20 protein-coding genes are annotated in these 26,722 nt (G+C 69.3%); 16 read left to right on the forward strand and 4 right to left on the reverse strand.

All coding sequences use genetic code 11. From position 1 onward, the window contains the following. Positions 1–5 precede the first annotated feature (5 nt). The 5 genes from atpA to AB0J64_RS06510 all read left to right on the forward strand — a co-directional run bounded on the left by atpA (position 6) and on the right by AB0J64_RS06510 (position 4,973). Entirely contained in the window at positions 6–1,655 is a 1,650-nt protein-coding gene (gene atpA, locus AB0J64_RS06490) for a F0F1 ATP synthase subunit alpha (RefSeq protein ID WP_364021615.1), read from the forward strand. A gap of 3 nt (positions 1,656–1,658) precedes the next feature. Further along, entirely contained in the window at positions 1,659–2,561 is a 903-nt protein-coding gene (locus tag AB0J64_RS06495; protein WP_364021618.1) for a F0F1 ATP synthase subunit gamma, read from the forward strand. A gap of 1 nt (position 2,562) precedes the next feature. Further along, positions 2,563–4,011: a F0F1 ATP synthase subunit beta gene (gene atpD, locus AB0J64_RS06500; protein WP_364021621.1), complete on the forward strand. Its 1,449-nt coding sequence runs from the start codon at positions 2,563–2,565 to the stop codon at positions 4,009–4,011. Positions 4,012–4,077: 66 nt separating this feature from the next. Further along, complete coding sequence (locus tag AB0J64_RS06505) at positions 4,078–4,479, forward strand: F0F1 ATP synthase subunit epsilon (RefSeq protein ID WP_344987083.1); 402 nt, start codon at positions 4,078–4,080, stop codon at positions 4,477–4,479. Positions 4,480–4,595: 116 nt separating this feature from the next. After that, entirely contained in the window at positions 4,596–4,973 is a 378-nt protein-coding gene (locus AB0J64_RS06510) for a DUF2550 domain-containing protein (protein ID WP_344987082.1), read from the forward strand. Positions 4,974–4,996: 23 nt separating this feature from the next. On the opposite strand, the gene AB0J64_RS06515 is transcribed toward AB0J64_RS06510, so the two are convergent. Beyond that, positions 4,997–5,587: a cob(I)yrinic acid a,c-diamide adenosyltransferase gene (locus AB0J64_RS06515; RefSeq protein ID WP_364021626.1), complete on the reverse strand. Its 591-nt coding sequence runs from the start codon at positions 5,585–5,587 to the stop codon at positions 4,997–4,999. Positions 5,588–5,714: 127 nt separating this feature from the next. Here AB0J64_RS06515 and AB0J64_RS06520 point away from each other — a divergent pair, with 127 nt between their 5' ends. Genes AB0J64_RS06520 through AB0J64_RS06535 form a run of 4 tightly spaced genes read left to right on the forward strand, consistent with a single transcriptional unit; the run spans position 5,715 to position 9,264 of the window. Beyond that, complete coding sequence (locus tag AB0J64_RS06520; protein WP_364021629.1) at positions 5,715–6,614, forward strand: ATP-binding cassette domain-containing protein; 900 nt, start codon at positions 5,715–5,717, stop codon at positions 6,612–6,614. Beyond that, positions 6,611–7,720 carry an ABC transporter permease gene (locus AB0J64_RS06525; RefSeq protein ID WP_364021632.1) on the forward strand — a complete coding sequence of 370 codons (1,110 nt, stop codon included), beginning with the start codon at positions 6,611–6,613 and terminating at the stop codon, positions 7,718–7,720. Before AB0J64_RS06520 ends, AB0J64_RS06525 begins: the two co-directional genes overlap by 4 nt. Next, the gene (locus AB0J64_RS06530; RefSeq protein WP_364021635.1) at positions 7,721–8,890 is read left to right on the forward strand and encodes a histidine kinase; all 1,170 of its coding nucleotides are present in this window, start codon (positions 7,721–7,723) and stop codon (positions 8,888–8,890) included. It abuts the gene before it with no gap. A gap of 56 nt (positions 8,891–8,946) precedes the next feature. Beyond that, positions 8,947–9,264, forward strand: a complete 318-nt coding sequence (locus AB0J64_RS06535; protein ID WP_344987077.1) for an STAS domain-containing protein — start codon at positions 8,947–8,949, stop codon at positions 9,262–9,264. A 103-nt stretch (positions 9,265–9,367) separates the two neighbouring features. Here AB0J64_RS06535 and AB0J64_RS06540 read toward each other — a convergent pair whose 3' ends face one another. The 3 genes from AB0J64_RS06540 to nucS form a co-directional block, all read right to left on the reverse strand. Next, the gene (locus tag AB0J64_RS06540) at positions 9,368–9,910 is read right to left on the reverse strand and encodes a TetR/AcrR family transcriptional regulator (RefSeq protein WP_364021638.1); all 543 of its coding nucleotides are present in this window, start codon (positions 9,908–9,910) and stop codon (positions 9,368–9,370) included. A gap of 144 nt (positions 9,911–10,054) precedes the next feature. Next, positions 10,055–11,527 (reverse strand): aldehyde dehydrogenase family protein, encoded by a 1,473-nt coding sequence (locus AB0J64_RS06545; protein ID WP_364021640.1) that lies wholly within the window; start codon positions 11,525–11,527, stop codon positions 10,055–10,057. A 352-nt stretch (positions 11,528–11,879) separates the two neighbouring features. Continuing rightward, positions 11,880–12,542, reverse strand: coding sequence for an endonuclease NucS (gene nucS / locus AB0J64_RS06550; RefSeq protein ID WP_344987074.1), 663 nt, complete (start codon positions 12,540–12,542; stop codon positions 11,880–11,882). 36 nt (positions 12,543–12,578) lie between these two features. Here nucS and AB0J64_RS06555 point away from each other — a divergent pair, with 36 nt between their 5' ends. The 7 genes from AB0J64_RS06555 to AB0J64_RS06585 all read left to right on the forward strand — a co-directional run bounded on the left by AB0J64_RS06555 (position 12,579) and on the right by AB0J64_RS06585 (position 26,675). Further along, the gene (locus tag AB0J64_RS06555) at positions 12,579–14,066 is read left to right on the forward strand and encodes a 3-hydroxybutyryl-CoA dehydrogenase (protein WP_364021644.1); all 1,488 of its coding nucleotides are present in this window, start codon (positions 12,579–12,581) and stop codon (positions 14,064–14,066) included. Then, positions 14,063–14,353 (forward strand): ATP/GTP-binding protein, encoded by a 291-nt coding sequence (locus tag AB0J64_RS06560; protein WP_360696200.1) that lies wholly within the window; start codon positions 14,063–14,065, stop codon positions 14,351–14,353. Before AB0J64_RS06555 ends, AB0J64_RS06560 begins: the two co-directional genes overlap by 4 nt. 11 nt (positions 14,354–14,364) lie before the next feature. Further along, positions 14,365–15,072 (forward strand): alpha/beta fold hydrolase, encoded by a 708-nt coding sequence (locus AB0J64_RS06565; RefSeq protein ID WP_364021647.1) that lies wholly within the window; start codon positions 14,365–14,367, stop codon positions 15,070–15,072. A gap of 231 nt (positions 15,073–15,303) precedes the next feature. Then, positions 15,304–18,516, forward strand: coding sequence for a LamG-like jellyroll fold domain-containing protein (locus AB0J64_RS06570; RefSeq protein ID WP_364021650.1), 3,213 nt, complete (start codon positions 15,304–15,306; stop codon positions 18,514–18,516). Positions 18,517–18,582: 66 nt separating this feature from the next. After that, positions 18,583–24,834, forward strand: a complete 6,252-nt coding sequence (locus tag AB0J64_RS06575; RefSeq protein WP_364021653.1) for an RHS repeat-associated core domain-containing protein — start codon at positions 18,583–18,585, stop codon at positions 24,832–24,834. 198 nt (positions 24,835–25,032) lie between these two features. After that, a complete protein-coding gene (locus AB0J64_RS06580; RefSeq protein WP_364021656.1) occupies positions 25,033–25,791 on the forward strand; it encodes an SDR family NAD(P)-dependent oxidoreductase in 759 nt (252 codons plus the stop codon). A 98-nt stretch (positions 25,792–25,889) separates the two neighbouring features. Further along, positions 25,890–26,675, forward strand: coding sequence for an alpha/beta fold hydrolase (locus tag AB0J64_RS06585; RefSeq protein WP_364021659.1), 786 nt, complete (start codon positions 25,890–25,892; stop codon positions 26,673–26,675). Positions 26,676–26,722: the final 47 nt, after the last annotated feature.

Raw genomic sequence — 26,722 nt, forward strand, 5'->3', positions numbered from 1 at the left:
TAGAGATGGCGGAGCTTACGATCCGGCCGGACGAGATCCGGGACGCGCTTGAGCGCTTCGTCCAGGCGTACGAACCGGAAGGCGCCGCGCGCGAGGAGATCGGGACCGTCGTCGACGCCGGCGACGGCATCGCCCATGTCTCCGGCCTTCCCTCGGCGATGGCTAACGAGCTGCTCGAGTTCGAGAACGGCACGCGCGGCCTGGCACTTAACCTCGACACCCGCGAGATCGGTGCCGTGGTCCTGGGCGACTTCAGCGGCATCGAGGAGGGCCAGACGGTCCGTCGGACGGGCGAGGTCCTGTCCGTGCCCGTCGGCGACAACTTCCTCGGCCGCGTGGTCGACCCCCTGGGCAACCCGCTCGACGGCAAGGGCGCCATCGAGGCCGAGGCCATTCGTGCCCTCGAGCTTCAGGCCCCCACCGTCGTCCAGCGGCAGCCCGTGAAGGAGTCGCTGGCCACCGGCATCAAGGCGATCGACGCCATGACCGCGATCGGCCGTGGTCAGCGCCAGCTGATCATCGGTGACCGCGGCACCGGCAAGACGGCGATCGCCGTCGACACGATCCTCAACCAGCGCGAGAACTGGGCCTCCGGCGACCCGACCAAGCAGGTCCGCTGCGTCTACGTCGCGGTCGGCCAGAAGGGCTCGACCATCGCGCAGGTGCGCGCCCGCCTGGAGGAGGCCGGCGCGATGGAGTACACCACCATCGTCGCCGCCCCTGCCTCCGACCCCGCTGGTTACAAGTACATCGCGCCGTACGCCGGCTCGGCGATCGGTCAGCACTGGATGTACCAGGGCAAGCACGTCCTGATCGTCTTCGACGACCTGACCAAGCAGGCGGACGCCTACCGCGCCGTCTCGCTGCTGCTGCGTCGCCCGCCGGGCCGTGAGGCCTTCCCCGGTGACGTGTTCTACCTCCACTCCCGTCTGCTGGAGCGCTGTGCCAAGCTCTCCGACGACATGGGCGGTGGCTCCATGACCGGCCTGCCGGTCATCGAGACCAAGGGCAACGACGTCTCGGCGTTCATCCCGACCAACGTCATCTCCATCACCGACGGCCAGGTCTTCCTCGAGACCGACCTGTTCAACGCCGGTGTGCGGCCCGCCATCAACGTCGGCGTCTCGGTGTCCCGAGTCGGTGGCTCCGCGCAGGCCAAGGCCATGCGGAAGGTCGCTGGCACGCTGCGTCTGTCCCTTTCGCAGTACCGTGACCTGGAGGCCTTCGCGGCCTTCGCCTCCGACCTGGACGCCGCCTCCAAGGCTCAGCTGGAGCGCGGTCAGCGGCTGGTCGAGCTGCTCAAGCAGCCCCAGTACAGCCCGTTCTCGCTGGAGCGCGAGGTGGCCTCGATCTGGGCCGGCACCACGGGCGAGCTGGACGACGTGCCGATCGAGGACGTCCGCCGCTTCGAGCAGGAGTTCCTGGACTACATCCAGTCCTCGCACAAGGGCATCTTCGACACCATCCGCGAGACCAGGGAGCTGTCGGACGACACGGTGACCTCTCTGAAGGACGCCATCACGGACTTCAAGAAGGGCTTCACCACCTCGTCGGGTGAGCTGCTGGTCAAGGACGAGCCGGTGGCGCCGCTGGAGGCCGGGGAGGTCGGCCAGGAGAAGATCAAGAAGGTCGTCCGTCCGGCGGAGAAGAAGTAGGACATGGGTGCCCAGCTAAGGCTGCTGCGGCGGCGGATCAGCTCGGTCAAGTCGACCGCGAAGATCACGCGCGCCCAGGAGCTCATCGCCTCTTCACGGATCGTGAAGGCGCAGCAGCGGATGCACGCGGCGCTGCCGTACGAGCGCGAGATCACTCGCGCCGTCACCGGCGTCGTGAGCAACGCGGCCAGCGTCGACCATCCGCTGACCGTGGCGAAGGAGAACCCCACCAAGGCGGGCGTCCTCGTCGTCACCAGCGACAGCGGGTTCTGCGGCGGCTTCAACGCCAACGTGCTGCGCGAGGCCGAGGCCCTGCGCGGGCTGCTGGAGAGCCGCGGCCTGACCGTGATCCCGTTCGTCACCGGGCGCAAGGGTGTCACCTGGCACTCCTTCCGCGGTCGTGACATGGGCGGCCAGTGGGTCGGCTTCTCCAGGAACCCGGCCTACGCCGACGCCAAGGAGATCGCGCAGACCCTGATCGACTCGTTCAAGGACGAGAACGGGATCGACGAGATCCACATCGTCTCGACCGAGTTCGTCTCGATGCTGACCCAGAACGTCGTGGTCAAGCGTGTCCTGCCGCTGGAGGTCGAGGAGACCGAGGCGACGGAGGCGACCGCGATCCCGCCGTACTTCGAGTTCGAGCCGACCGCTGCCGACGTGCTGGAGTCGCTCCTGCCGCGTTACGTGGAGTCGCGCATCTTCACGGCTCTGCTGCAGTCCGCGGCCTCCGAGGAGGCCGCGCGGCGGCGCGCGATGAAGTCCGCGACAGATAACGCCAACGAGCTGATGCGGGTGCTCACCCAGCAGATGAACCAGGCTCGCCAGGCCGAGATCACCCAGGAAATCAGCGAGATCGTCGGTGGCGCCAACGCGCTCGCTGACGCCGCAGCGGGGAAAGAGTGAAATGACTGCAGAGGCTGTTGAAACTGTAGAGGCCGCGGCGGCCGGCACAGGCCGCGTGGCACGTGTCACCGGCGCCGTCGTCGACGTGGAGTTCCCCGTCGAGGCGATGCCGGAGATCTATAACGCGCTCAAGGTCGAGGTGACCCTCGGCGAGGAGACCAAGACCCTGACCCTGGAGGTCGCCCAGCACCTGGGTGACAACCTGGTCCGGACCATCTCGATGCAGCCCACCGACGGCCTGGTCCGTGGGCAGGCGGTGCAGGACACCGGCGCCCCGATCTCGGTGCCGGTCGGCGACGTCGTCAAGGGCCACGTGTGGAACGCGCTGGGCGAGACGCTCGACGTGCCGACCGCGTCGCTCAAGATCGAGGAGCGGTGGGGCATCCACCGTCCGTCGCCACCGTTCGACCAGCTCGAGTCGCGCACCGAGCTGCTCGTCACGGGCATCAAGGTCATCGACCTGCTCACCCCGTACGTGCAGGGTGGGAAGATCGGTCTGTTCGGCGGCGCGGGTGTGGGCAAGACCGTCCTCATCCAGGAGATGATCCGCCGCGTCGCCCGTAACTTCGGTGGCACCTCGTGCTTCGCCGGTGTGGGCGAGCGCACCCGTGAGGGCAACGACCTCTGGCTGGAGATGGAGGAGGCGGACGTCCTCAAGGACACCGCGCTCGTCTTCGGTCAGATGGACGAGCCGCCGGGCACCCGTCTGCGGGTCGCCCTGTCGGCGCTGACCATGGCGGAGTACTTCCGCGATGTGCAGAAGCAGGACGTGCTGCTGTTCATCGACAACATCTTCCGCTTCACGCAGGCCGGTTCCGAGGTCTCCACGCTGCTCGGCCGTATGCCGTCCGCCGTGGGTTACCAGCCCACGCTGGCCGACGAGATGGGTGTGCTCCAGGAGCGCATCACCTCGACGCGCGGTCACTCGATCACCTCCATGCAGGCGATCTACGTGCCCGCGGACGACATCACCGACCCGGCCCCGCACAACGCGTTCGCGCACCTCGACGCGCAGACCGTTCTCTCGCGGCCGATCTCGGAGAAGGGCATCTACCCCGCGGTGGACCCGCTCGACTCCACCTCCCGGATCCTCGACCCGCAGATCGTGGGCGAGGAGCACTACCGGGTGGCCCAGGAGACCAAGCGGATCCTGCAGAAGTACCGCGAGCTCCAGGACATCATCGCGATCCTCGGTATCGACGAGCTGTCCGAGGAGGACAAGGTCACCGTCCAGCGGGCCCGTCGCATCGAGCGCTTCCTGTCGCACCCGATGTACGCCGCCGAGGCGTTCACCGGCCAGCCGGGCGAGACCGTCCCGCTGGACGAGACCATCGCCTCCTTCAAGGGCCTGTGCGCGGGTGAGTACGACCACCTGCCCGAGCAGGCGTTCTTCATGGTCGGTGGCATCGAGCAGGCCGTGGCCAAGGCCAAGGAACTCGAGCGCCGGTAAATCGCCCCAGGTGGTGGTGCGGTGTTCAGTGCCGCACCACCACGGATCGGAAAGGAACCTACATAAGTGGCGAAGCTGCGAGTAGGGGTTGTCTCACCCGAGCGTGAGATCTGGTCGGGCGAGGCCGACATGGTGATTGCCAAGACCGTGGACGGCGAGATCGGTATTATGCCGCAACACGCACCTGTGCTCGGCGTTCTCGTCGAGGGCGGCGTGCTGCGTGTGAAGCGGGAGGGCGAGGGCGACCTCGTGGCGGCCGTGCACGGTGGCTTCATCTCCGTGGCCGACGACGAGGTGTCCGTGCTCGCCGAGGTGGCCGAGCTCGGTTCCGAGGTCGACGTCGCGGCTGCCCGCGACGCTCTCGACCGGGCCCAGGCCTCGGTCGAGGCCAACCAGGAAGACGCCGACGCGGCTCTTGAGGTCAAACGTGCCAGGGCCCGGCTCCGCGCGGCGGGCGAAGAGGTTTAATACCAGTAAGAAATCTGCTGGGTGGACTGCCACTGCGGCCTTGACCAGGCGCAGCAGCGGGGCGGCAGGCCAACAGGCAGATTTCTTGTTGGTTCAGAGCAACTTTGGGGGGCGGCATGGTAGCGACGGTTCTGATTCTCGTAGCTTTTGCCGCCCTCATCGTCCTGCGTGGCGTCACGCTGGCCCGCGCGCGCGGCAGTGTGCCCTGTCGGCTCCGCGTGGGCGACCGTGGCTGGCAGAGCGGGGTAGCCCGCTACGCCGACGGAGAGCTCCATTGGATTCCGCTCTTGGGCGTCCGACTGAGGCCGCGCCACGCGATCGCGAGGCGCGGCCTCGTCGTTTCCGCCCGCCGTGAGATCGACGGCGGGCTTTTCGCTGTCGACTGCGGGGGCACGACCCGGGGGATCTCCCTCGCGATGAGCGCCGACGCCTTGACCGGCTTCCTGGCGTGGCTGGAGTCCGCGCCGCCCAGCGCGTACCTGGACGTCGCCTGACCCTGCCGCCTTCATGTCAGGGATTAGCGGGTGCCGCCCGGCTTCCAGAGGATCTCGTTGCCCGCGTGGGCGACCCGGCAGGCGATGAAGAGCAGGTCCGACAGGCGGTTGAGGTATTTCGCCGTCAGCGCGTTCATGTCGTCATGAGCCTGGAGGGCCGCCCACGTGGTGCGCTCAGCCCTGCGGACCGTCACCCTGGCCACGTGGAGCGCGGCCGTGGCGGGCTCGCCACCGGGCAGCACGAAGCTGCGCAGGGGCTTGAGCTCGGCGTTGAGGCGGTCGCACTGCTCCTCCAGCCGGTCGATGTACGACTGCTCAACCCGCAGCGGCGGGAACTCCGGGTTCTCCACGACCGGCGTGGCCAGGTCGGCCCCCACGTCGAACAGCTCGTTCTGGACCCGGATGAGAACCTCCACGAGCTCCGCCGGCAGGGTGCCGAACGAGAGCGCGAGCCCCAGGTGGGCGTTGGCCTCTTCCACGTCGGCATAGGCGGCCAGCCGGGGATCGGTCTTGGACGCCCTGCTCATGTCGCTCAGCGCGGTGGTGCCGTCGTCGCCCGCGCGGGTGTAGATGCGGGAGAGGACGACGGGCTTGTCCTTGTCGGCGCGCGTCATGGCATCAGCGTAATGACAAATGTCATCGGAAAGGCACGCGGGATGCATACCGGTGCCGTGATTTCCACGACTAGCAGGGCGAACACCACCGACGGCACGATTGACCCATGACAGAGGAGATGACCTGATGCTCGAGATCAGCGAGCTGCGCAAGCGCTTCGGAGGCGGGCCCGGCGCCCCCGAAGGCAAGGTCGCCCTGGACGGGATCAGCTTCACGGTACGGCCCGGCGAGATGTTCGGGTTCGTGGGCGCGAACGGCGCCGGCAAGACGACGACGATGCGCATCGTCATGGGTGTGCTCCAGGCCGACTCCGGCTCGGTGAGCTGGCAGGGCGGGCCGCTCGGCTACGACGACCGGCGGCGCTTCGGCTACATGCCCGAGGAACGAGGGCTTTACCAGAAGATGCGGGTCGCCGAGCAGATCGAATACTTCGGCCGGCTGCACGGGCTCGGCCCCGCCGCCGCCAAGAAGGCCACGGATGAGTTGCTGGAGCGCCTCGGGCTGACCGAACGCAGAGGCGACGCCGTGCAGGCGCTCTCGCTGGGCAACCAGCAGCGGGTGCAGCTGGCCGTGGCGCTGGTGCACGACCCGGAGGTGCTGGTGCTGGACGAGCCGTTCTCCGGCCTCGACCCGATCGCGGTGGACGCGCTGGCCACTGCTCTGCAGGAGCGGTGCAGGAGCGGCGTTCCGGTGATCTTCTCGAGCCACCAGCTGGAGCTGGTCGAGCGGCTGTGCGACTCGGTGGGCATCGTCTCGGCGGGCCGGATGGTGGCCACGGGGACGGTGGCCGACCTGCGGGCGGCCGAGGGGAACACGCTGCGCGTCGTCGTACGCGACCCGGCACCCGGCTGGGCGGACGGCCTGCCCGGCACGGTCACCGTGAACGGCGACAGGCACGTCCTCTGCACCGATGTCGACGGCGACGACCAGGAGATCCTGCGGCGCGCCGTGAAGGCCGGCCGCGTCGAGCACTTCGGGGTCGAACGTCCGACCCTTACCGAGATCTTCAAGGAGGCCGTGGCGTGAACGGGCTGATGCTGGTCGCGCGGCGGGAGATCAGCACCCGGGTGCGGAGCAAGTCGTTCGCGATCGGCCTGCTCATCACCGCGCTGCTGGTGGCGGTGGTGTCCTTCGCGCCCAAGGTGATGGGCGGGACGGAGTCGTACACGCTGGGCACCGTCAACTCCCAGCAGCTGCCGCTGCAGGCCGCCGCGCCGGAGATGACGTTCGAGTGGCGCAGCTTCCCCGACGAGGCCGCCGCCAAGCGGGCCGTGCTCGACGGGGACGTGGACGCGGCGCTGGTCGGCGGCACGCGGGTGCTGACGGACGGCGAGATCGACAGCCGGCTCGGCGTGCTGCTGCAGAGCGTCAACCGCGAGGTGAGGCTCGGCGCCGCCGGTGTGTCGATCGCGCCGCTGAAGATGGAGTCGGTGGGCGCCGACACGCGCTATGAGGCGGCCCGCACCGGGATCGCCGTGGTGCTCGTCCTGGTGCTCTTCATGCTGCTCATGGGGCAGGTCACGATGGTGGCCATGGGCGTGGTGGAGGAGAAGAGCAGCAGGATCGTGGAGATCCTGTTCGCCACGCTCAGGCCGTGGCAGCTGCTCGCCGGCAAGATCATCGGGCTGGGTGTGGTCGGCCTGATCAACCTGGTCACCATCCTGGTCGTGGGTCTCGGCGCGGCCACGGTCTCCGGGCTCGCCTCCGACTTCCCACCCGGGATGCCGGGGCTGGTGGCGGGGGTCCTGGTGTGGTTCATTCTCGGGTACGCGTTCTTCGCCACGCTGGCGGCCGCGTTCGCCTCGCTGGTCTCGCGCCAGGAAGAGGTGAGCACCGTGATGACGCCGCTGACCTTGACCATCATGATCACGTACTTCGTGGCCTTCTACGCCACCAACGACCCGACCGGCACGCTGGCCACAGTGGTGTCGTACGTGCCGCCGTTCTCCTCCATGGTCATGCCGGTGCGGATGGCCGCGACCGAGGTGCCCCTGTGGCAGGCGGGGGCGTCGATGGCGGCCATGGTGCTGGCCGTGCTCGCGGTGCTCGGCTTCGGCGCCAAGGTCTACCAGCGGGCCGTGCTGCGGTCCGGAGCCAGGCTCAAGCTCGGCGACGTGCTGCGCGCGCGGTAGATGGACGAGATCACGCGGGCACGCCGCCTCACCTGGAAGGTGCTGATCTCCAACTTCGTCGTGATGTGGTTGTTCATCGCCATGGCGACCGCGCTCTCGATCGTCGACGGAAGGTTCCAGTGGTGGCGCGCCGTGCCCGCGCTGATCGCCGCGATCTGCTTCACGTGGTGCTGCGCCCGCTTACTCAGCGAGATGCTGGACCATCGCCGCTACCCCACCAGGCAGGTGGTGGTGGCGGCGGTTCTCGCGCTGGTCACGGCGGTCGCTGGCGGAGCAGACCCGTTCGGCTGGGGTTTCGTGCTCATGTGCTGGTTGGGCGTCGCCACACTGGAGATCCCCAAGAGCACGTCCTGGTCGATGGCGGCGGGCGCGTGGGCGGTCGGCGTCGCGCTCGGCGGCCTGTCCGTTGCCACCGGCACCGCAATCATGGGCTTCGATCTGCCCGTGGGCGTGGGCCTCGTCTTCTGCGCGCTGCTCTACGGGATGTGGGGCGCGATAGTGCCGCTGTCCAACAGGATGTGGGTCTGGATCTGGACGCTCGCCGTACAGGCTCATGAAGGGCGCGAGGCGCACACGCGGCTGGCGCTGGCCGAGGAGCGGCTGCGCTTCGCCAGAGATCTGCACGACCTCGTGGGGCACCAGCTCTCCGCGATCGCGGTCAAGACGGAGCTGGCCGTACGGCTGTCGGACCTGGACGCGGGGGCGGCCAAGGCCGAGATGGCCGAGGTGAACGCCCTGACCAGGAAGGCGCTCAGAGAGCTGCGGCAGGCCGTGCGCGGCTACCGCGAGCTTGACTTGGCCGCCGAGCTGAATAGCGTGAAAGGAGTGCTCGAAGCGGCGGGCGTCCGCTGCGAGCTGCGTATGCCCCACGGCGAGCTGCCTGACGGCGTGGCGCCGGTGTTCGCCTACGCGGTGCGCGAGGCGGTGACCAACGTGCTCAAGCACAGCACCGCGACGTTCTGCGACATCACGATCCGCTTCACCGCGCAGGAGGCGGAGCTGAGCGTACGCAACGACGGCGTGGCACGGAGGCACTCCAGGGACCTGGGCAGCGGGCTGACGGGCATGGGGGAGCGGCTGGCGGCCGTGGGCGGCAAGGTGAGTGCGTACCCGACGGAAGACGGAGAGTTCCTGCTGAAAGCAGTCGTGTCACTTCCGCTGGATGGGTAGGGGAGACCTACAGGGTTCGGCTCGATGAGCGCTCTGCTTATGAAATGGGAGGTGGCATGCGAGTCCGTGGCAATCCGAGCGCCCAGGTGGTACGGATCGGTGCCAGGCTCGACGCCGGCACCTCTGCCGGGGTGCGGGAGCGGCTGCACGAGGCTCTCGACTCCGGAGAGGGTGACCTGATCCTGGATCTCTCCAAGCTGGAGATGATCGACGCGACCGGTCTCGGAGTGCTGGTGGGCTCGCATCGGCGCGCGCTGAGCGTGCAACGCCGCCTTGTTCTTCGGGGGGTGCCACCGAGGATCATGCGGATACTCGCGGTGACCCGGCTGAATCGGGTTCTGCACGTAGAGGTTCCCGCTGCCGCGGTGGCCTGATGTGACATATCGGAGCGGGCGACGATCAGCCGTTGCCCGCTCTTTCTATGTAGCCAAAATGTAGATTTCGGACCGACCTCTGGAAATGGGGTTACCGAATAGTTCAGGGCTTGCCGAGGCTCCTGGTGAAGATGTGCACCGCGACGTCGGCGAGTTCGTCGATCGACGGTTGCTCGTTCGCGTGCAGCCATTCGATGAGCAGCTCTTGCAGCGCTCCAACTACGCCGAGCGACACCAGTCGCCGATTCATCCCGGTGGCCTCCACGAAATCGGCCGACGCGTCCTCGACGAGGCGCGCGAACGCGTCCACCGCGCGCTGACGCGACTGTGTCAGGACATCTCCCGACCGGCGTACCTCGACGTGCATGATGCGGGCCCGCCGCCAGTCGGCCGTGGTGAACTCGATATAGGCCTGGATCCCGGCCTTGACTCTGTCGTCAAGCGTCTTCGGGGCCTCCTGGACGGCTTTGGTCACGACCGCCAGGCTTTCGTCCACGCAGCGCTCGTGTAACGCCTGAAGGAGCTCCTCGCGTCCGCCGAAACATTCGTAGAAGGCGCGGTTGGAGATCCTCGCCTCCGAGCACAGCCTTTCGATGGTCGTCGCGGTGAACCCTGGCTTGGCGTATAGCGTGTACGCGGCCGTCATGAGCCGCTCGCGTCTGTCTGCCAGTCTTTGCTCAGCTGACATTCCCCGGTAAGACCGGTTCACATTCCACCCGTCCAACATGATCGTGGCCCCCAGAGCACACAATTATGGACGGATGATCCGTTTTGGGAAAGGGTAAGAAGATTATCTTTTACGTCGGCCGTGCAAGAACGTGACAAGTCTGATCAGCCGCTCAAGTTCTGCGGGTCCTCGGGCGAACGAGGTCAGGTTCATCCCGGGCATCGCGAAGCGCTGACGGGAGATGGCTTTGGGCCTGGTGAACTCGCGCAGGCCGTCGGCCCCGTGTATCCGCCCGAACCCCGAGTCGCCCACTCCGCCGAACGGCAGCGCCGGCACGCCGGCGAACGAGATGACCGAGTTGATGGCGGTCATTCCGGTACGCATCGCGCGGGCGAGCTGCATGGCCCTGTGCGTGTTCCGGGAGAAGACGGTCCCGCCCAGGCCGTACGCGGAGGCGTTGGCCAGCTCGAGGGCCTCCTGGGCGTCGCGGGTGCGGCGTACGGTGATGGTCGGGCCGAACGTCTCCTCGCGCACGGCGGGAGAGTCCTCGGGCACGTCCTCGACGATCACGGGGTCCACGTACGGGGCGCGTACGGAGCCGGGGCCACCAGCCACGACTTTTCCGGATTTGGCGGCGTCGTCGATGTGCCGCTTGATGATGTCCACCTGTCCCGGCATCGTGATCGGGCCGTAGTCCTCGCCGGCCTTCACCTTTGTCACCCGGTCGGACAGCTCGCGCATGAAACTTTCATAGACGTCTTCGACGACGTAGACGCGCTCGACGCCCGCGCAGGTCTGCCCCGCGTTCGACATCGCGCCCCACAGGCAGGCATCGGCGGCCTTCGCGAGGTCGGCGTCGGCGTCCACGATGAACGCGTCCTTGCCGCCGCACTCGGCCACGATGGGCGTGAGGTTCTCGGCACAGGCGGCCATCACGCGCTTGGCGGTGGCCGTCGAGCCGGTGAACGCCACTTTCTTGACCCTCGGATCGCCGGCCAGCGCCGCCCCGGTCTCGCCCAGCCCTGTCACGGTCTGGAACACCGGCTGCTCCGGCACCGCCACGGCGAACAGCTCGGCCAGCCGCACGCCGATGCCCGGGGTGAACTCGCTGGGCTTGAACACGACGGCGTTGCCGGCCGCCAGCGCGTAGGCGATGGAGCCCATGGGAGTGAAGACCGGGTAGTTCCACGGGCCGATCACCCCGACGACGCCGAGAGGGAGGTATTCGAGCGTGGCGGCCAGATTGAGGCCGATCATGCCGGTGCTGACGCGGCGGCGGCGCAGGACCTTGTAGGCGTTGCGCGCGGCCCAGTCCAGATGGGTGATGGCCAGCACGATCTCCAGCGTGGCGTCGCCCACCGGTTTGCCGGTCTCCTCGTGGACCAGCTGGACGAGGTCCTTGAGGTTCTGGGTGATGATCGCCTTGTAGTCCAGCAGCCGTCTCTTGCGCTCGTCCGGCCCGATGGCGGCCCACCACCTGGCCGCCTCCTCCGCCCGGCCGACGACCTCGTGGACGGCGTCGGGGGTGTGCTTGGGATGACTGCCGACGATCTCGCCTGTCGCCGGGTTGAGTGAGTCGAACGTCAGCGTCGTCATGAGGCCCACGATAATCCGGTAAGCCATCGCTTACTAGGCCGGCCACCCCCCCGCTGACCCCGAACCGTTCGTGGGCGTGGGGGGTGTTCGGCGTGCGGTGTCAGGTGGCTGGTCGCCGTGCGTGTTGCGCCGGGTGGCGCCGTCCCGCGTCTCGCCGACCCGGCGCCTGGAGGCCTGCGCGTGCGGCTGCGGTGCGCGTGGTCGTCGGCGTGTGGCGCGCCGGTGGCGGATGCGCTGCGGCGCTGGTGGTGGGCGGCGCTGCGGGGCGCGGTGCGGCGCTCGTGGTGGTGCGGTGGAGCGCTGTTGCGTGCGGCCGCGCCCTGGGGTCGGACCCGGGCGCGGCCGTAGCAGGTCAGAAAAGGGTCGGGTTCTCGGGTTCGATGCCGCGCAGAGCGTCGTAGTCGAGCGTGACGCAGTCGATGCCGCGGTCCGTGGCGAGGACGCGCGCCTGGGGCTTGATCTCCTGGGCGGCGAAGACGCCGCGTACGGGAGCCAGAAGGGGGTCGCGATTGAGCAGCTCAAGGTAGCGGGTGAGCTGCTCGACCCCGTCGATCTCCCCCCGCCGCTTGATCTCCACCGCCACCGTCGCCCCCAGCGCGTCACGGCACAGGATGTCCACCGGCCCGATCGCCGTCATGTACTCCCGCCGGACCAGCGAATAGCCGTCCCCCAGCGTCGTGATGTGCTCGGCGAGCAACTCCTGCAGGTGGGCCTCCACCCCGTCCTTGATCAGCCCGGGGTCGACGCCGAGCTCGTGGCTGGAGTCGTGGAGGATCTCGGCCATCGTCAGCACCAGCTTCTCGCCGGTCTTGCCGTGGGTGACCGTCCAGGTCTCGCCGTCCTCCTTGAGCTTGCACGGCGGGTTCATCCAGTTGAGCGGCTTGAAGGCGCGGTCGTCGGCGTGAATGCTCACGCTCCCGTCCGCCTTGATCAGCACAAGCCTTGGCGCCATCGGCAGGTGTGCCGTGAGCCGTCCGATGTAATCCACGCTGCATCGCGCGATGACCAGCCGCATGACGCCCCACCTTAGCGGCTCTGGAAAACTGGACGCATGGCGTTCGAACGGGTGGGAGTTGTCGGGCTCGGCACGATGGGGGCCGGGATCGCGGAGGTGTTCGCGCGGGCCGGGCTGCGCGTGATCGGGGTCGAGGCCGACGCCGAGGCGCTGGCCAGGGGTCGCGGGCATCTCGAGCGCTCCACCGGGAAGGCCGTCGACAAGGGGAAGCTGGCGCCGGGGCAGCGGGACGAGATCCTGGGCCGCATCACGCTGACCACCTCGCGCGAGGATCTGCGGGACGTCGATCTGGTGGTCGAGGCGATTCCCGAGATCCTCGACTACAAGATCTCGCTGTTCAAGGACCTCGACCGGATCTGCGAGCCCGGGACCGTGATGGCGACCAACACCTCCTCGCTGTCCGTCACCGCCATCGCCGCCGCCACCGGCCGCCCCGGCCGGGTGGTCGGCATGCACTTCTTCAACCCCGCACCGGTGATGAAGCTGGTCGAGGTGGTGGGGACGGTGGTGACAGAGCCCGGCGTGGTGGCGGACGTCACGGCGCTGGCGGGCAGGCTCGGCAAGACGGCCGTGGCGGTGGGCGACAGGGCCGGGTTCGTGGTCAACCGGCTGCTCCTGCCCTATCTGAACCACGCCGCCGCGCTGATGGAGCTGGGCGTGGCCGGGCGCGACGACATCGACGCCGCGATGCGGCTGGGCGTGGGTCTGCCCATGGGGCCGTTCGCGCTGCTCGACCTGATCGGGCTCGACACCGCGTACGAGGTGATGGGGGTGCTGTTCGACGAGACGCGCGACCGGCGGCACGCGCCCTCGCCGCTGCTGCGCGAGCTGGTCACCGCGGGGCTGCTGGGCCGCAAGTCGGGCCGCGGCTTCTACGGCGAGTCCAGCGAATCCGGCGAATCCGGCGCATATGGCGGAGCGCCGCACAGGGAGCAGGTGAAGCCCCGGCTCGGCACGTTCAAGGTCGTCGGATACGAGGACGAGGGGGACGGGCTCGCGGAGCGGTTGCGGGCGGCCGGGTTCAAGGCGTCCGAGGACCCCGACGTCGTGCTCTGCCTCGCCGACCGCCCGGTGATCGAGCACGCCGTACGCCTGCCCGACCCCGCCAGGATGGTCGGCGTGCACCTCGTCGGCGAGCAGGTGGCCGAGCTCGCCTCGACGGCGCTCACCTCGGAGCACGCCGCGACCGCCGCCAGGGACCTGATGAAGATCGTCGGCCTGACACCGGTGCCGTGCAAGGACCGGGCGGGGTTCGTGGTGGACGCCCTGCTCTTCCCCTACCTGAACGACGCCGTCCGGATGTACGACGCGGGGTACGCCTCGATCGAGGACATCGACGCGGCCATGCGGCTGGGCTGCGGCTATCCCGCCGGGCCCTTCGAGATGCTGGAGTCCTTCGGCCTGGCCAGGGTCAGAGACGGGCTGAGAGCCCTCTACACCGAATACCGCGAGCCCGCCTTCGCGCCCGCACCCCTGCTCGACCAGCTCGTCACCGCCGACCTGAGCGAGTTCCCGCGTCGATGAGTCCCCGCCGCGCCCGCCGTAGGGAGTCCTCCCGGCCCTTCGGCTTCCCGACCGGGCTGGACAAAGTGGAGGAATGGCCCGACGGCGAGTGGAAGGTACGCATGCTCACCGGCGCGTCCTCGACCAAGAACTACCGGTGTCCGGGCTGCGACCAGGAGATCCGCAGCGGCCAGCCGCACCTCGTCGCCTGGCCCAACTGGCCGGGAGGAGACGAGGAGCGCCGCCACTGGCACCCCGCCTGCTGGCGTAAACGACTCGACCGCGGCCCCGGCCGCACCCGCTACTGAGAAAGGCATCCATGGAGGAGATTCGCGCGGCGACCGTGCTCCCCGCCCGGCGCGAGCCGATCGAACTGCACACGGGCGATGGCCTGACCCTGGTGGGCGAGCTGGCGCTGCCACTCGACCGTCCTCCTGTGGCGACGCTGGTGACCCTGCACCCGCTGCCCACGCACGGCGGGTTCATGGACAGCCACGTCTACAAGAAGGCCGCCAACCGGCTGCCCGCCCTCGCCGACCTGGCCGTGCTGCGCTTCAACACCCGGGGCACCTCCTCCGAGCGCGGCACCTCGGAGGGCACGTTCGACGGGGGCGAGGGGGAGCGGTTCGACGTCTTGGCGGCGCTCGAGTACGCCGAGTACCACGACCTGCCGCGCGTGTGGGTGGTCGGCTGGTCGTTCGGCACCGAGCTGACGCTGAAGTGGGCGCACGACCCGCTGGTCGAGGGGGCCATCCTGCTCTCGCCGCCGCTGCACAGGGCCACCGATGACGACCTGGACGCCTGGGCGCGGTTCGGGCGGCCGCTGGTGGCGCTGGTGCCCGAGTTCGACGACTACCTCCGGCCCGACGAGGCCCGCGAGCGGTTCGCGAGGGTGCCGCAGGCCGAGGTCATCGGGGTCGACGGCGCCAAGCATCTGTGGGTGGGCGAGCCGTACGTCCGCATCGCCCTGAACGAGATCGTCAAACGGGTCAACCCGGCCGCCTGGCCACTTCCGACGGAGGTCTGAGCGCGCTCTGGCGGAAATTTCCGAGTGCTTCGTGGTGCTGAAGGAAATTTTGAGCAGAATGAGCAAAACCCTAGATCTGTCCCACCCCCAAGGTGACAATCCGATCGTCAACCGAAGATCGTGGAGACGCCGGGCGGGTGTTCCGTTTCGCGCGTAACCCCTGCTCACCTTGGGCGAGGACGTATGCGGGCAGTGCGTGGGTTGGTTGCGGCGGCGTTAGCTATCACGGTCTTGGCGATACCGGATCCGGCGCCCGCCGCGGAGGCGCGGACCGTTGAGCAGAAGGTTCAGCCTCCCGAGGAGTCTGCTCTCACGCTCGCCCGCACCGAGGGCAAGCCGGTCGAGGTCGAATCGCTGCGCAACGAGACCCGCCAGGTGTGGGCCAAGCCCGACGGAACGTTCACCCTCGAGCAGTACGTCCGCCCCGTACGCGTGCGCAAGGCCGACGGCTGGGTCCCCGTGGACACCACGCTCCGCCTGCGCCCCGACGGCGCGGTGGAACCGGTCGCCACGGCGGCCGGGCTGAGCTTCTCCGGCGGCGGCACCGGCCCGCTGGCCCGCCTGTCGCGCGGTGCCAAGACCCTGGAGCTCGGCTGGCAGGGCACGCTCCCCAAGCCCGCCCTGAACGGCGACACCGCCACCTACGCCGAGGTCATGCCGGGCGTGGACCTCCAGGTGACCGCCGACGTGGACGGCTTCTCGCACGTCCTGGTGGTCAAGTCGCGGGAGGCTGCGGCGAAGCTGGCGGAGCTGAGCTACCCGCTCGCCACCCGGGGCCTGTCGGTGAAGGCGGACAAGGCGGGCAACGTGGAGGCCGTCGACGAGAGCGGAGGGACGATCTTCATCGCTCCCACGCCTAAGATGTGGGATTCCGAGGGCATCGCCGGTCCGAAGGCGCTCAGGGAAGGCCGTTCCCCGGAGGCTCGCGAGGCCACGATGGGCGTGGAGCTCGCGCGCGGGCGACTGCGGCTCAGGCCGGACCAGAAGATGCTGGCCGCCCCGGAGACGAAGTTCCCCGTTTATCTGGACCCGTACTTCTCGGCTTCCCGCAGCTCGTGGACGGCGGTCTGGAAGAACTGGCCCAACTCCAACTACCTCAACTCCAGCGACGTCGCCCGCGTCGGCAAGATCAGCTCCACCCAGACGAACCGGTCGTTCTTCCAGATGGCCACGGGCTCGGCCATCCACGGCAAGCAGATCATCAAGGCGACGCTGCGCACGTACGAGACGTGGTCGTACTCGTGCAGCGCCCGCAAGGTGGAGGCCTGGGGGACGGGCGCGATCAGCAAGAGCACCACCTGGAACAACCCGCCGGCGAAGACCAGGTTGCTCTCCACGGTGAACGTGGCCAAGGGCTATGGCACGGGGACCTGCGCGCCCGGCGGTGTGGAGTTCGACGTCACGTCGTGGGCCGCCGACGCCGCCGCCAAGAAATGGTCCACGATGACCATCGGGCTCTACGCCACCAGCGAGACCGACGTGTACGCCTGGAAGAAGTTCAAGAACAACCCGGTCGCCGTCATCGAGTACAACTCGATCCCGACCGACCCGGTGGCCGCGGACGCGTGGTCCGACCCGGGCGGCCCCTGTGTCTCCGGCGAGGGGCGCCCGATCATCAGCACGGCCACGCCGAAGCTCTGGGCCAAGCTGAAGGACGCCGACAACTCGGTCAAGGGCCGCTTCGAGTGGTACAACGCCGCCGGGACGAAGACCGGCGAGTACGTCACCTCGACGGGCTCGTCCGGCTCCGCCTACTACGCCACGATCCCGACCAGCCTGTACGCCGACGGCGCGCTCATCCGCTGGCACGTACGCGCTGAGGACGGCAAGGCCACCAGCGCCTGGAGCCCCTGGTGCGAGGCCACCGTGGACGCCACGGCCCCCGGCAGGGAACCGATCGTGACCTCGCCCCAGTTCCCCGAGGACACCTGGAGCGACGGCGTCGGTCTGGCGGGCACGTTCACGTTCGACCCCAACGGCGTCACCGACGTGGCCGCGTACGTCTACGGGCTCGACACCACACCCAACACGGAGGTCGCCCCCGGCGCGGACGGCAAGGCCACGATCGCGCTCACCCCGCGCCACGACGGCCCCAACGTCCTCTCGGTCCGCAGCAAGGACCGCGCGGGCCAGCTCGGCCCGATCCGCTCGTACGTCTTCAACGTCAACGCGGGCAAGGCCCCGAGCGGCCACTGGGCGCTGGACGAGGGCCAGGGCACCGTGGCCGCCGACGCCGCGAACGCCCACCCCGCCACCCTCTACGGGGCCACGTGGACGACCGGCAGGACCGGCATGGGGCTGCGCCTGGCCAACACGTACGCGCAGGCTTCCGGCCCGGTGGCCGACACCAGCCGCAACTTCACCGTCACCGCCTGGGCCCGCCTGACCGGCAACGCCGCCACCGCGACCGTCGTCACCCAGGAAGGCGCGAGGACAGGCGGCTTCGCGCTCCAGTACTCCAAGTCCGACGACCGCTGGGCGCTGACCCGCGCCGGCACGGACGCCGACGGCGCCGCGACCGTCAAGGCACTCTCCGCGGCCGCCCCGAGGCTCAACGAGTGGACCCATCTGACCGGCGTGTACGACTCCGCGGCGGGCCAGATCTCGCTCTACGTCAACGGCAAGCTGGAGTCCACGGTCGCCTTCACCCAGCCGTGGAACGCCACGGGGCCGCTCACCATCGGCAGGGGCAAGGTCAACGGCGCCGCGGCGGAGTACTGGCCGGGTGACGTGGACGAGGTCCGCGTCTACGGCCGGGCCATGTTCGCCGACGAGATCGCCGATCTGGTCAACAGCGCCGCCACGCTGGTCGGCCACTGGCAGCTGGACGAGGAGTCGGGCACCTCGGCCGCCGAGTCCTCGGGCCGGGCCACGGCCGCGACGCTGGCCGGGGGCGCGTCGTGGACCGCCGGCTGGCTGGACGGCGCGCTCGCGCTCGACGGCGTCAACGGCTACGCCCAGACCACCGGCGCCGCCGTCAACACCAAGTCGAGCTTCACCGTCGCCGCCTGGACGCAGCTCGACTACCTGCCGACCGCCGACACCGCGGCCGTGGCCCAGCCGGGCAGCAGGACGGCCGGGTTCCAGCTCGGCTACGACAAGGAGCAGCAGCGGTGGACCCTCGGCATGCGGGCCGCCGACACCGACACCGCCGCCCTCGTACGCACCCGTTCCGACGCCCTCCCCAACCCGCTGGAGTGGACCCACATCGCCGGCGTCTACGACGCGCTCGCTGGTGAGCTGCGCATCTACGTCAACGGCCAGCTCTCCACCACCACCGTCACCGACCACGTCAGCGCGTGGAACGCCACCGGCCCGCTGCAGCTGGGCCGGACCAAGACCGCGGGCGCCTTCACCGGCTACTGGCCAGGAGCCGTGGACGACGTCCGCACGTATGACGGCGCGCTCAGCGCCGAGCAGATCGCCCAACTGGCCGCACAGTAACTCCCGATTCCGCACCCTTAGCCACCCAGTAAGCCCCCCGATAGCACCCTCGACTGGGAGAGGTTCATGGATCTGCCGAGTGAGTTAGACCTGCCCGAATCCCGCTGGAACCGAGCTCAACAACCCGACGAACCCGACAATCCCGACCCTTACTGGAACCGATTCATCGAGCCGAAGCGCGAGTCGCCCTGGCCCCGCAGGCTCGCGGCCGTGCTCTCGATCGTCCTCGTCCTCCCGGTCGCGTACGCCATGCCGGCGGCGGCGGCGTCCCGCTCGGCCCCGTCCGTGCAGAAGGAGAAGCCGGTCAAGGGCGGGAAGGTCCCGGTCCTGCCCCCGCTGGCCGATCCCGTCGAGAAACAGGCGTGGAAAGCGCCACCAGGCGTCACCTGGCCCAAGCCCCAGAAAGCGGAGCTGGGCGGCACGACCACCCTGGCGGCGGGCTTCCCGGTGAAGCTGGCCCCGCAGAAGGACGTCAAGGCGGCCGCGGCCGACCCGGTGAGCGTCGAGCTGCTGGACAGCAAGCTGCTGGGTCTGGCGATGCGGGTCTCGCCCGGCCAGGGCGTCAAGACCCTGTCGGGGAAGAAGACCCGGCTGCAGGTCGACTACTCCGGCTTCCGTTACGCCTTCGGCGGCGACTACGGCGCCCGGCTGCGGGTGGTCAAGCTGGAGGACTGCGCCCTGACCGGCGCGGACGGCTGCGCCGCGCCGCAGCCGGTCAAGAGCGAGAACGACCCCAAGGCGGGTACGGTCACCGCCGAAGTCGAGTCCGCCGGCCTCTACGCGGTCACCGCCGCCGCCTCCGGCCAGTCGGGTGACCTCGCTGCCACCTCGCTGGCGCCGTCGGCGAAGTGGAGCGTGGGCACCCAGTCCGGCGACTTCAGCTGGAACTACGAGATGCGCACGCCCCCCGCGCTGGGCGGCGACGACCCGGACATCTCCCTCTCCTACTCCTCCCAGAGCGTGGACGGCCGGACCGCCTCCACCAACAACCAGCCCTCCTGGGCAGGCGAGGGCTTCGAGCTCAACCCCAGCGGTTACGTCGAGCGCCGTTACAAGTCGTGCATGATCGACGGCAAGAAGACCGGCGACCTGTGCTGGGACCAGGACAACGCCACCATGTCCCTCGGCGACTCCGCCGTCGAGCTGATCAAGGACGCCACGACCAAGCAGTGGCGGCCCAAGCGCGACGACGGCACCAGGATCGAGTACCTCACCGGCGCCACCAACGGCGACAACAACGGCGAGTACTGGCGGGTCACCACCGCGGACGGCACCCAGTACACCTTCGGCCTGAACCGGCTGCCCGGCTGGGCGAGCGGCAAGGCGGAGACGAAGTCGGTGCAGACGGTGCCGGTGTTCGGCAACAACAGCGGCGAGCCCTGCTACAACAGCACGCCGGCCAACGCCTGGTGCCAGCAGGCCTACCGCTGGAACCTGGACTACGCCGTGGACACCCACGGCAACGCGACCACGTACTGGTACGAGCGCGAGACCAACTACTACGGCCGCAACATGAAGCCGGAGCTGGGCACCCAGTACGTGCGCGGCGCGTATCTGACCCGGATCGACTACGGCTACCTGCAGAACGAGCTGTTCACCAAGGCCCCGGCGGCCCGCGTGGTGTTCGACGTGGCCGAGCGGTGTCTGCCGAGCGGCACGATCACCTGCGCCCCTGACCAGTTGAAGAAGGAGACCGCGGCGTCCTGGCCGGACGTGCCGTTCGACCAGATCTGTGACGCGGGGGTGAAGTGCACGGATCGGCTCTCGCCGACGTTCTTCTCGCGTAAGCGGTTGACGAAGGTGACCACGCAGATCCTCAACACCGACACGACGAAGTGTTCGGGTGCGCAGTACTGCCCGGTTGACTCCTGGACGTTGACGCACCAGTTCCCGGCCACGGGTGACGGGATGAGCCCGTCGCTGTGGCTGGCCTCGATCCAGCAGAGCGGGCTCGTGGGTGGCACTCTCACGCTGCCCAAGGTCACCTTCACCGGTGTCCAGCTGCCCAACCGGGTGGACGCCAACGAGGGCCGCGCGCCCTTGGTCAAGTGGCGCGTCCAAGCGGTGAACAACGAGAGCGGCGGCGAGCTGCGCGTCAATTACGCCGCGGCCGAGTGCAAGCCGGGTGAGCTGCCGGCCGCCGACAAGAACACCAAGCGCTGCTTCCCGCAGCGCTGGGCCCCGCCGAACGAGGCCGAGGTCACCGACTGGTTCCACAAGTACGTCGTGGCGCAGACGGTGGAGGTCGACCGCGTCGGTGGCGCGCCCAACAAGGTCACCGACTACGAGTACCTGGACGGTGGCGCCTGGCGCTACGCCGAGAACATCCTGGTCAAGCCCGAGCACCGCACCTGGTCGGACTGGCGCGGGTACGGCCGGGTCCGGGTGCGCGAGGGTGACGGGCAGGACACCAAGCGCACGCTCACCGAGTTCCGCTACTTCCGGGGCATGCACGGTGACAAGCAGGCCGACGGCTCCAAGCGCAGCGTCCAGGTCGAGGACACCGAGGGCGTCAAGCTGGACGACCTCGACCAGTTGTCCGGGTTCGAGCGGGAGGAGACCCTCTTCGACGGGGACGGCGGGGCGATCCTGACCTCGACCGTCGAGGAGCCCTGGTCGCTGAAGACGGCCGAGTCCACGCAGGGTGGCATCACCAAGACCGCTTACGTGGTGCAGCCCAAGTCGATGGTGACCCGTACCGCGCTGGCCGGCGGCAAGTGGCGGCGCACCGGTGAGGAGCGCGGCTACGACGCCAAGGGCCTGCTCACCCAGGTGGACGACAAGGGTGATCTGGCCGCCGCCGACGACGACCAGTGCACCCGCTACGCCTACGCCCGCAACGACACCTCCTGGATGCTCGACTACACCAGCAGGATCCAGAAGGTGGCCGCGGGCTGCGGCACGGCCGTGTCCACGCTGGCGGCGGGCGAGATCATCTCCGACGAGATGGTCCAGTACGACAACAAGGCGTACGGGCAGGCTCCGAGCAAGGGCGACGTGACCACGGTCCAGCAGCTCGCGTCCGGGGACGGCACGACGGTGACCGACAGCACCCACACGTACGACGTCTACGGTCGCGAGACCAGCGAGACCGACTCCGTGGGGACCAAGTCCACCACCGCCTACCTGCCGGCCACCGGAGCCCAGCCGACCGAGATCACGGAGACGAACCAGCTCGGCTTCGTCGACAAGACCGTGCTCGAACCCGCGTGGGGCGAGCCGATCGCCGAGATCGACGCCAACGGCAAGCGCACGGAAATGGAGCACGACGCGCTCGGCCGCCTCATCAAGGTGTGGCAGAGCGACCGCAGCAAGGCGGCCGGACAGTCGCCGAACACCGAGTACTCGTACCTGATGCGCACCGACGGCCCCAGCGTGGTGACCACCAAGACGCTGCGTGCCGACGGCGGCTACACCACCAGCTACGAGCTGTACGACGGCCTGATGCGCGAGCGTCAGACCCAGGAGCCGGCGCCCCGTGACGACCAGACGCAGGACCCCAACCTGCGTGACGGCCGCACGATCACCGACACCGTCTACAACTCGCTCGGCGAGGTCGCCAAGAACAACACCGGCTACTTCGCCACCGGCAACCCCTCCACCGACCTGCTGGGCGTGGCCGACACCGACGTGCCCAACCAGGTGGTCAACACCTTCGACGGAGCGGGCGACGTCAACGCCCAGGTCCTCAAGTCGAAGGGCACGGAGAAGCTGCGGGTCTCGGCCGTCCGCCAGGGCGACCGGGTGGACATCACCGCCCCGCTGGGCGGCACCGCCACCACCCGCATCGGCGACGCCGACGACCGCATCGTCGAGCTGCGGCAGTACAAGGGCAACACGCCGACGGGCGAGTACGAGTCCACCAAGTACACCTACGACGCCGCCGGCCGGCTGGCCACGGTCACCGACTCGGCGGGCAACGTCTGGCGGCACCACTACGACGTACGCGGCCGGGAGATCAAGTCCGAGGACCCGGACAAGGGCGTCACGACGATGACGTACAACGACGCCGACGAGGTGGTCACCACCACCGACTCCCGCGGCAAGACGCTGTGGTACGGCTACGACGAGCTGGGCCGCAAGAAGGAGCTGCGTGAGGGCTCGGCGAGCGGCACGCTGCTGGCCGAGTGGAAGTACGACGCGCTGGCCAAGGGCCACATGAACGCCAGCATCCGCTACGCCGGCGGGCAGGCGTACAAGGCCGAGATCAACGCCATCGACGCCGACTACCGCACGCTGCGCCAGACGGTCACCATCCCGGACCGCGAAGGCAAGCTGGCCGGCTCGTACGTGCTCAACACCCGCTACACGCTCGACGACCAGGTGCAGTCGGTCAGCTTCCCGGCCGTGGGCGGCCTGGACGAGGAGCAGGTCGTCTACACCTACGACGAGCTCGGCCAGGCGATCAAGGTCGGCGGCCTGTCGACGTACGTCCTCGCGGCCCGCTACTCCAAGCTGGGCGAGACCAGCCAGCTGGAGCTGGGCACGGGAGGGAAGAAGACCTGGCTCACCTACACCCACGACGAGGCCACCCGCAGGCTGACCAGGTCGCTCCTGGACAGGGAGGGCGCCGCGTCGACCGACCTCGACCTGAACTACACCTACGACCCCGCGGGCAACATCACCAAGATCGCGGAGAAGGCCCAGAACCAGGACACGCAGTGCTTCAAGTATGACCATCTGCGCCGCCTCACCTCGGCGTGGACGGCCACCGACGACTGCGCCAGCGGCACCCCGCAGTCGGACAAGATCGGCGGTGTGGCTCCGTACGCGGTCAGCTACGCCTACGACTCCACCGGAAACCGGATCAAGGAGACCAAGCACGCCTGGGGCGGCGGGGCCGAGAGCACCCGCACCTTCACCTACCCGGAGGCCGGCGGCAAGCAGCCCCACGCCCTGCAGAGCGTCGGCTCGGACCTGTTCGAGTACGACGCCACCGGCAACACCACCAGGCGCAAGGTCGGCAACGTCGACCAGACCCTGGTCTGGGACGCCGAGGGCAACCTCGAGTCGGTGACGGAGGCGGGCAAGACCACCTCCTTCATCTACGACGCGGAGGGCGACCGGCTGATCCGCAAGACGCCGACCGACGCCACCCTCTACATCGACGACATGGAGCTGCGCTTCGACTACGGCAAGAACGTCGTCGAGCAGACCCGCTACTACACCATCAACGACCAGCCCATCGCGGTACGCACGCCCGACAACCAGGTCTACTTCCTGGCCAACGACCACCTCGGCACCGCGCAGGCCGCGATCAACGCCGGGACCGGTGAGCTGGCCATACGGAGGATGACGCCGTTCGGCGAGGACCGGGGCTCACCGCCACCGTGGTGGCCCGGCCAGCGCGGATTCGTCGGTGGCACGCATGACGCGACGACCGGGCTCGTGCACCTGGGCGCCCGCGAGTACGACCCCAAGAACGGCCGCTTCATGTCGGTCGACCCCGTCATCGACGAGGACGACCCGCAGCAGCTCAACGCCTACGCCTACGCCAACAACAGCCCCGTCACCATGAGTGACCCCGACGGCCAGCTGTTCTGGATCGTGGTCGGCATCGCGGCCAGGATCGCGGCCCGCATCATCGCCAGGAAGCTCGCCCAGGCGGCGGCCAGGCGGGCGGCGCTCGCGGCGGCCCGGGCGGCGGCCAGGCGCGCGGCCATCGCGGCGGCCAAGCGCCGGGCGGCGGCACTGGCCAGGAAGAAGGCCATGGAGCTGGCCAGGAAGAGAGCCGCCATCGCGGCAGCACGTAAGAGGGCACTCGCCGCGGCCAAGAAGGCGGCGGAGAAGGCCAGGAAGGCGGCGCAGGCCGCGGCCAAGCGCCGTGCCGCGGCGGCGAAGGCGAGAAGGGAGGCCAGGAGGAAGGCCGCAGAGGCGGCGGCGAAGCGGCGGGCCGCCCTGGCGTCCAGGGCCAGGAACCACCGGGCCGGCAGACGCCCGGCGGCGCTCCAGCGAGGGCACCGGCCGGCGTGGCGGCCGACCAGCCACAGGGCGGTACAGCGGTCCTCACCGCCCAAGACGGGCCGTTCGCCGGTGCGTCCCGGCCAGGTCTACCGGAACGACGGAACCGTGCAGCCGACGCAGTCCGTGAGCGTCTACCGCAACGGGGAGATGTACCCGGACGGGCCGCCTCCGCCCAGCATCGCCCGGCCCGGCGGCTCCGGCCAGGGCCAGAAGCAGCTCTTCAAACCGGAGAAGATCGAGCCCGAGAACACCAGGACGGGCACGATCGCCGAGGCCGGAGCAAAGGTCACCAACTGGTTCAACAAGAGCGGGCTGGACGACGCCATCGACCTGCTCGACATCCTCCTCGGTTGACCGCCCCGCCGGTGCGGGACCCTCGCGGTCCCGTGCCGGCACCCGCTCCCGGCACGGGCTCGTGCCGGGAGCATCCTCCTGCCGGCGCGGGGCCTTTCCAGGGCCTCGCGCCGGTGGCGTTTCCGGTCATAGGGCCCGCCCTCGCACTGGCGTCGCTCAATCAGTAGAATCTTGTTCGGTTTCGAGCGAGGAGGCACTGTGGACGCGTTTGCTCTCACCGGTAAGAACGCTCTGGTCACGGGGGCGTCGAAGGGGATCGGGCGGGCCATCGCGCTCGCGTACGCCGAGGCGGGGGCCGACGTGGCGCTCGTGTCCCGGTCGGCCGAGGCCCTGGCCGAAGTGGGCAAGGAGGTCGAGGCGCGGGGCAGGCGCGCGGTCGTCATCCCGGCCGACCTCACCGACCGCGACGCCGCCACCGGGGCCGTGGCCGCGGCCATCGACGGGCTCGGGCACCTCGACATCGTGGTCAACAACGCGGGCGGCTCCAACTTCCTGGTCGAGTTCAAGGACCTGCGGCTGTCGGGGTGGGACAAGCTCATGCGCCTCAACCTCGACTCGGCCATGACCGTCTGCCACACGGTCGCCCCCCACCTGCTGGCGCAGGGCGAGGGCACGGTCATCAACGTGGCCTCCGTGGCGGCGCTCGGGGCGCCCTTCCTGGCGCCCTACGCCGCCGCCAAGGCCGGGTTGGTGGCGTTGACGAAGACGCTGGCCGTGGAGTGGGCCCAGTCGGGGGTACGGGTCAACGCCCTGTGCCCTGGGTGGACGGCCACCGACCTCAACCGCAACCTCTGGGAGGACGAGAGCGCCGGGGCCGCCACGGTCGCGAGTGTGCCCATGCGGCGCTGGGGGACGGTGGAGGAGATGGCTCAGCCGGCGGTGTTCCTGGCCAGTTCGGCTTCGGCGTACATGACGGGTCAGGTGCTGTTCGTGGACGGCGGCGCTACCGCCATATAGGTCTTTATGGCTGTTTTTACGGAAGCGGTCAGCGTTATCGGTTATATCGGCATTGGCATGGAGTGCTTGCTGCCGTGAACCGGGTTACCGTGTGATCCGTGCAGCTCTACACGAGATCGTCCGGGACCGGGCTCCCGGTTGTGCTGCTTCACGCGTTCCCGCTGTCGTCGGCCATGTGGCTGGCCCAGCGGGAAGGGCTGGCCAAGGCATGCCGGGTCATCACACCGGACCTGCGCGGCTTCGGCGGTTCACGGCTGGGCGACGACGAACCGTCCCTCGACCTGATGGCCGACGACGTCGCCAGGCTGCTCGACGACGAGGGCATCGACAGGGCGGTGGTCGGCGGGCTGTCCATGGGCGGCTACGTGACCATGGCGTTCTGCCGCCGCCACGCCGACCGGGTGCTCGGTGTGATCCTGGCCGACACCAAGGCCGGCGCTGACCCGCCCGCGGCGAGGGACAACAGGGAGCGCATCGCCCAGGCCGTGCTCGCCGACGGCAGCGAGGTGCTGGTCAGCGAGGTGCTTCCCGGGCTCATCGGGCCGACGACCAAGGAGCGGCGGGCCATGGTGTTCGGGCGGGTCAAGGGGCTGGTGCAGTCCGCGCCGCCGGGCGCCGTCGCCTGGGCGCAGCGGGCCATGGCCGCCCGGCCCGACTCCTTCGACACGCTGAGCACGCTGAAGGTGCCGCTGCTCGCTGTCGTGGGGGAGGAGGACGAGCTGGCGCCGCCCGCCGAGGCCGAGGCGATGGTGCGGGCCGTGCCCGACGGGCGGCTGGAGATCATCCCGAAGGCCGGCCATCTGAGCGCCGTCGAGCAGCCCGAGGCGTTCAACGCGGCGGTGGCCGAGTTCCTCGACACCGACCTCGGCGGCTCCCGCTCCTGACCACCTGCCCGGTCCCCTTGCGTCTCAAGGGGCCTCAGCCGGAGTGT

The organism is Nonomuraea sp. NPDC049695, assembly GCF_040674955.1.
Taxonomy (GTDB): Bacteria; Actinomycetota; Actinomycetes; order Streptosporangiales; family Streptosporangiaceae; genus Nonomuraea; species Nonomuraea helvata.

Coding starts and splice junctions, on each gene's coding strand:
- AB0J64_RS06575 (WP_364021653.1), top strand. CDS start 18,583: ATGGATCTGCCGAGTGAGTTAGACCTGCCCGAATCCCGCTGGAACCGA.
- AB0J64_RS06510 (WP_344987082.1), top strand. CDS start 4,596: ATGGTAGCGACGGTTCTGATTCTCGTAGCTTTTGCCGCCCTCATCGTC.
- atpA (WP_364021615.1), top strand. CDS start 6: ATGGCGGAGCTTACGATCCGGCCGGACGAGATCCGGGACGCGCTTGAG.
- AB0J64_RS06560 (WP_360696200.1), top strand. CDS start 14,063: ATGAGTCCCCGCCGCGCCCGCCGTAGGGAGTCCTCCCGGCCCTTCGGC.
- AB0J64_RS06515 (WP_364021626.1), bottom strand. CDS start 5,587: ATGACGCGCGCCGACAAGGACAAGCCCGTCGTCCTCTCCCGCATCTAC.
- AB0J64_RS06540 (WP_364021638.1), bottom strand. CDS start 9,910: ATGACGGCCGCGTACACGCTATACGCCAAGCCAGGGTTCACCGCGACG.
- atpD (WP_364021621.1), top strand. CDS start 2,563: ATGACTGCAGAGGCTGTTGAAACTGTAGAGGCCGCGGCGGCCGGCACA.
- AB0J64_RS06555 (WP_364021644.1), top strand. CDS start 12,579: ATGGCGTTCGAACGGGTGGGAGTTGTCGGGCTCGGCACGATGGGGGCC.
- AB0J64_RS06520 (WP_364021629.1), top strand. CDS start 5,715: ATGCTCGAGATCAGCGAGCTGCGCAAGCGCTTCGGAGGCGGGCCCGGC.
- AB0J64_RS06565 (WP_364021647.1), top strand. CDS start 14,365: ATGGAGGAGATTCGCGCGGCGACCGTGCTCCCCGCCCGGCGCGAGCCG.
- AB0J64_RS06545 (WP_364021640.1), bottom strand. CDS start 11,527: ATGACGACGCTGACGTTCGACTCACTCAACCCGGCGACAGGCGAGATC.
- AB0J64_RS06535 (WP_344987077.1), top strand. CDS start 8,947: ATGCGAGTCCGTGGCAATCCGAGCGCCCAGGTGGTACGGATCGGTGCC.
- AB0J64_RS06495 (WP_364021618.1), top strand. CDS start 1,659: ATGGGTGCCCAGCTAAGGCTGCTGCGGCGGCGGATCAGCTCGGTCAAG.
- nucS (WP_344987074.1), bottom strand. CDS start 12,542: ATGCGGCTGGTCATCGCGCGATGCAGCGTGGATTACATCGGACGGCTC.
- AB0J64_RS06530 (WP_364021635.1), top strand. CDS start 7,721: ATGGACGAGATCACGCGGGCACGCCGCCTCACCTGGAAGGTGCTGATC.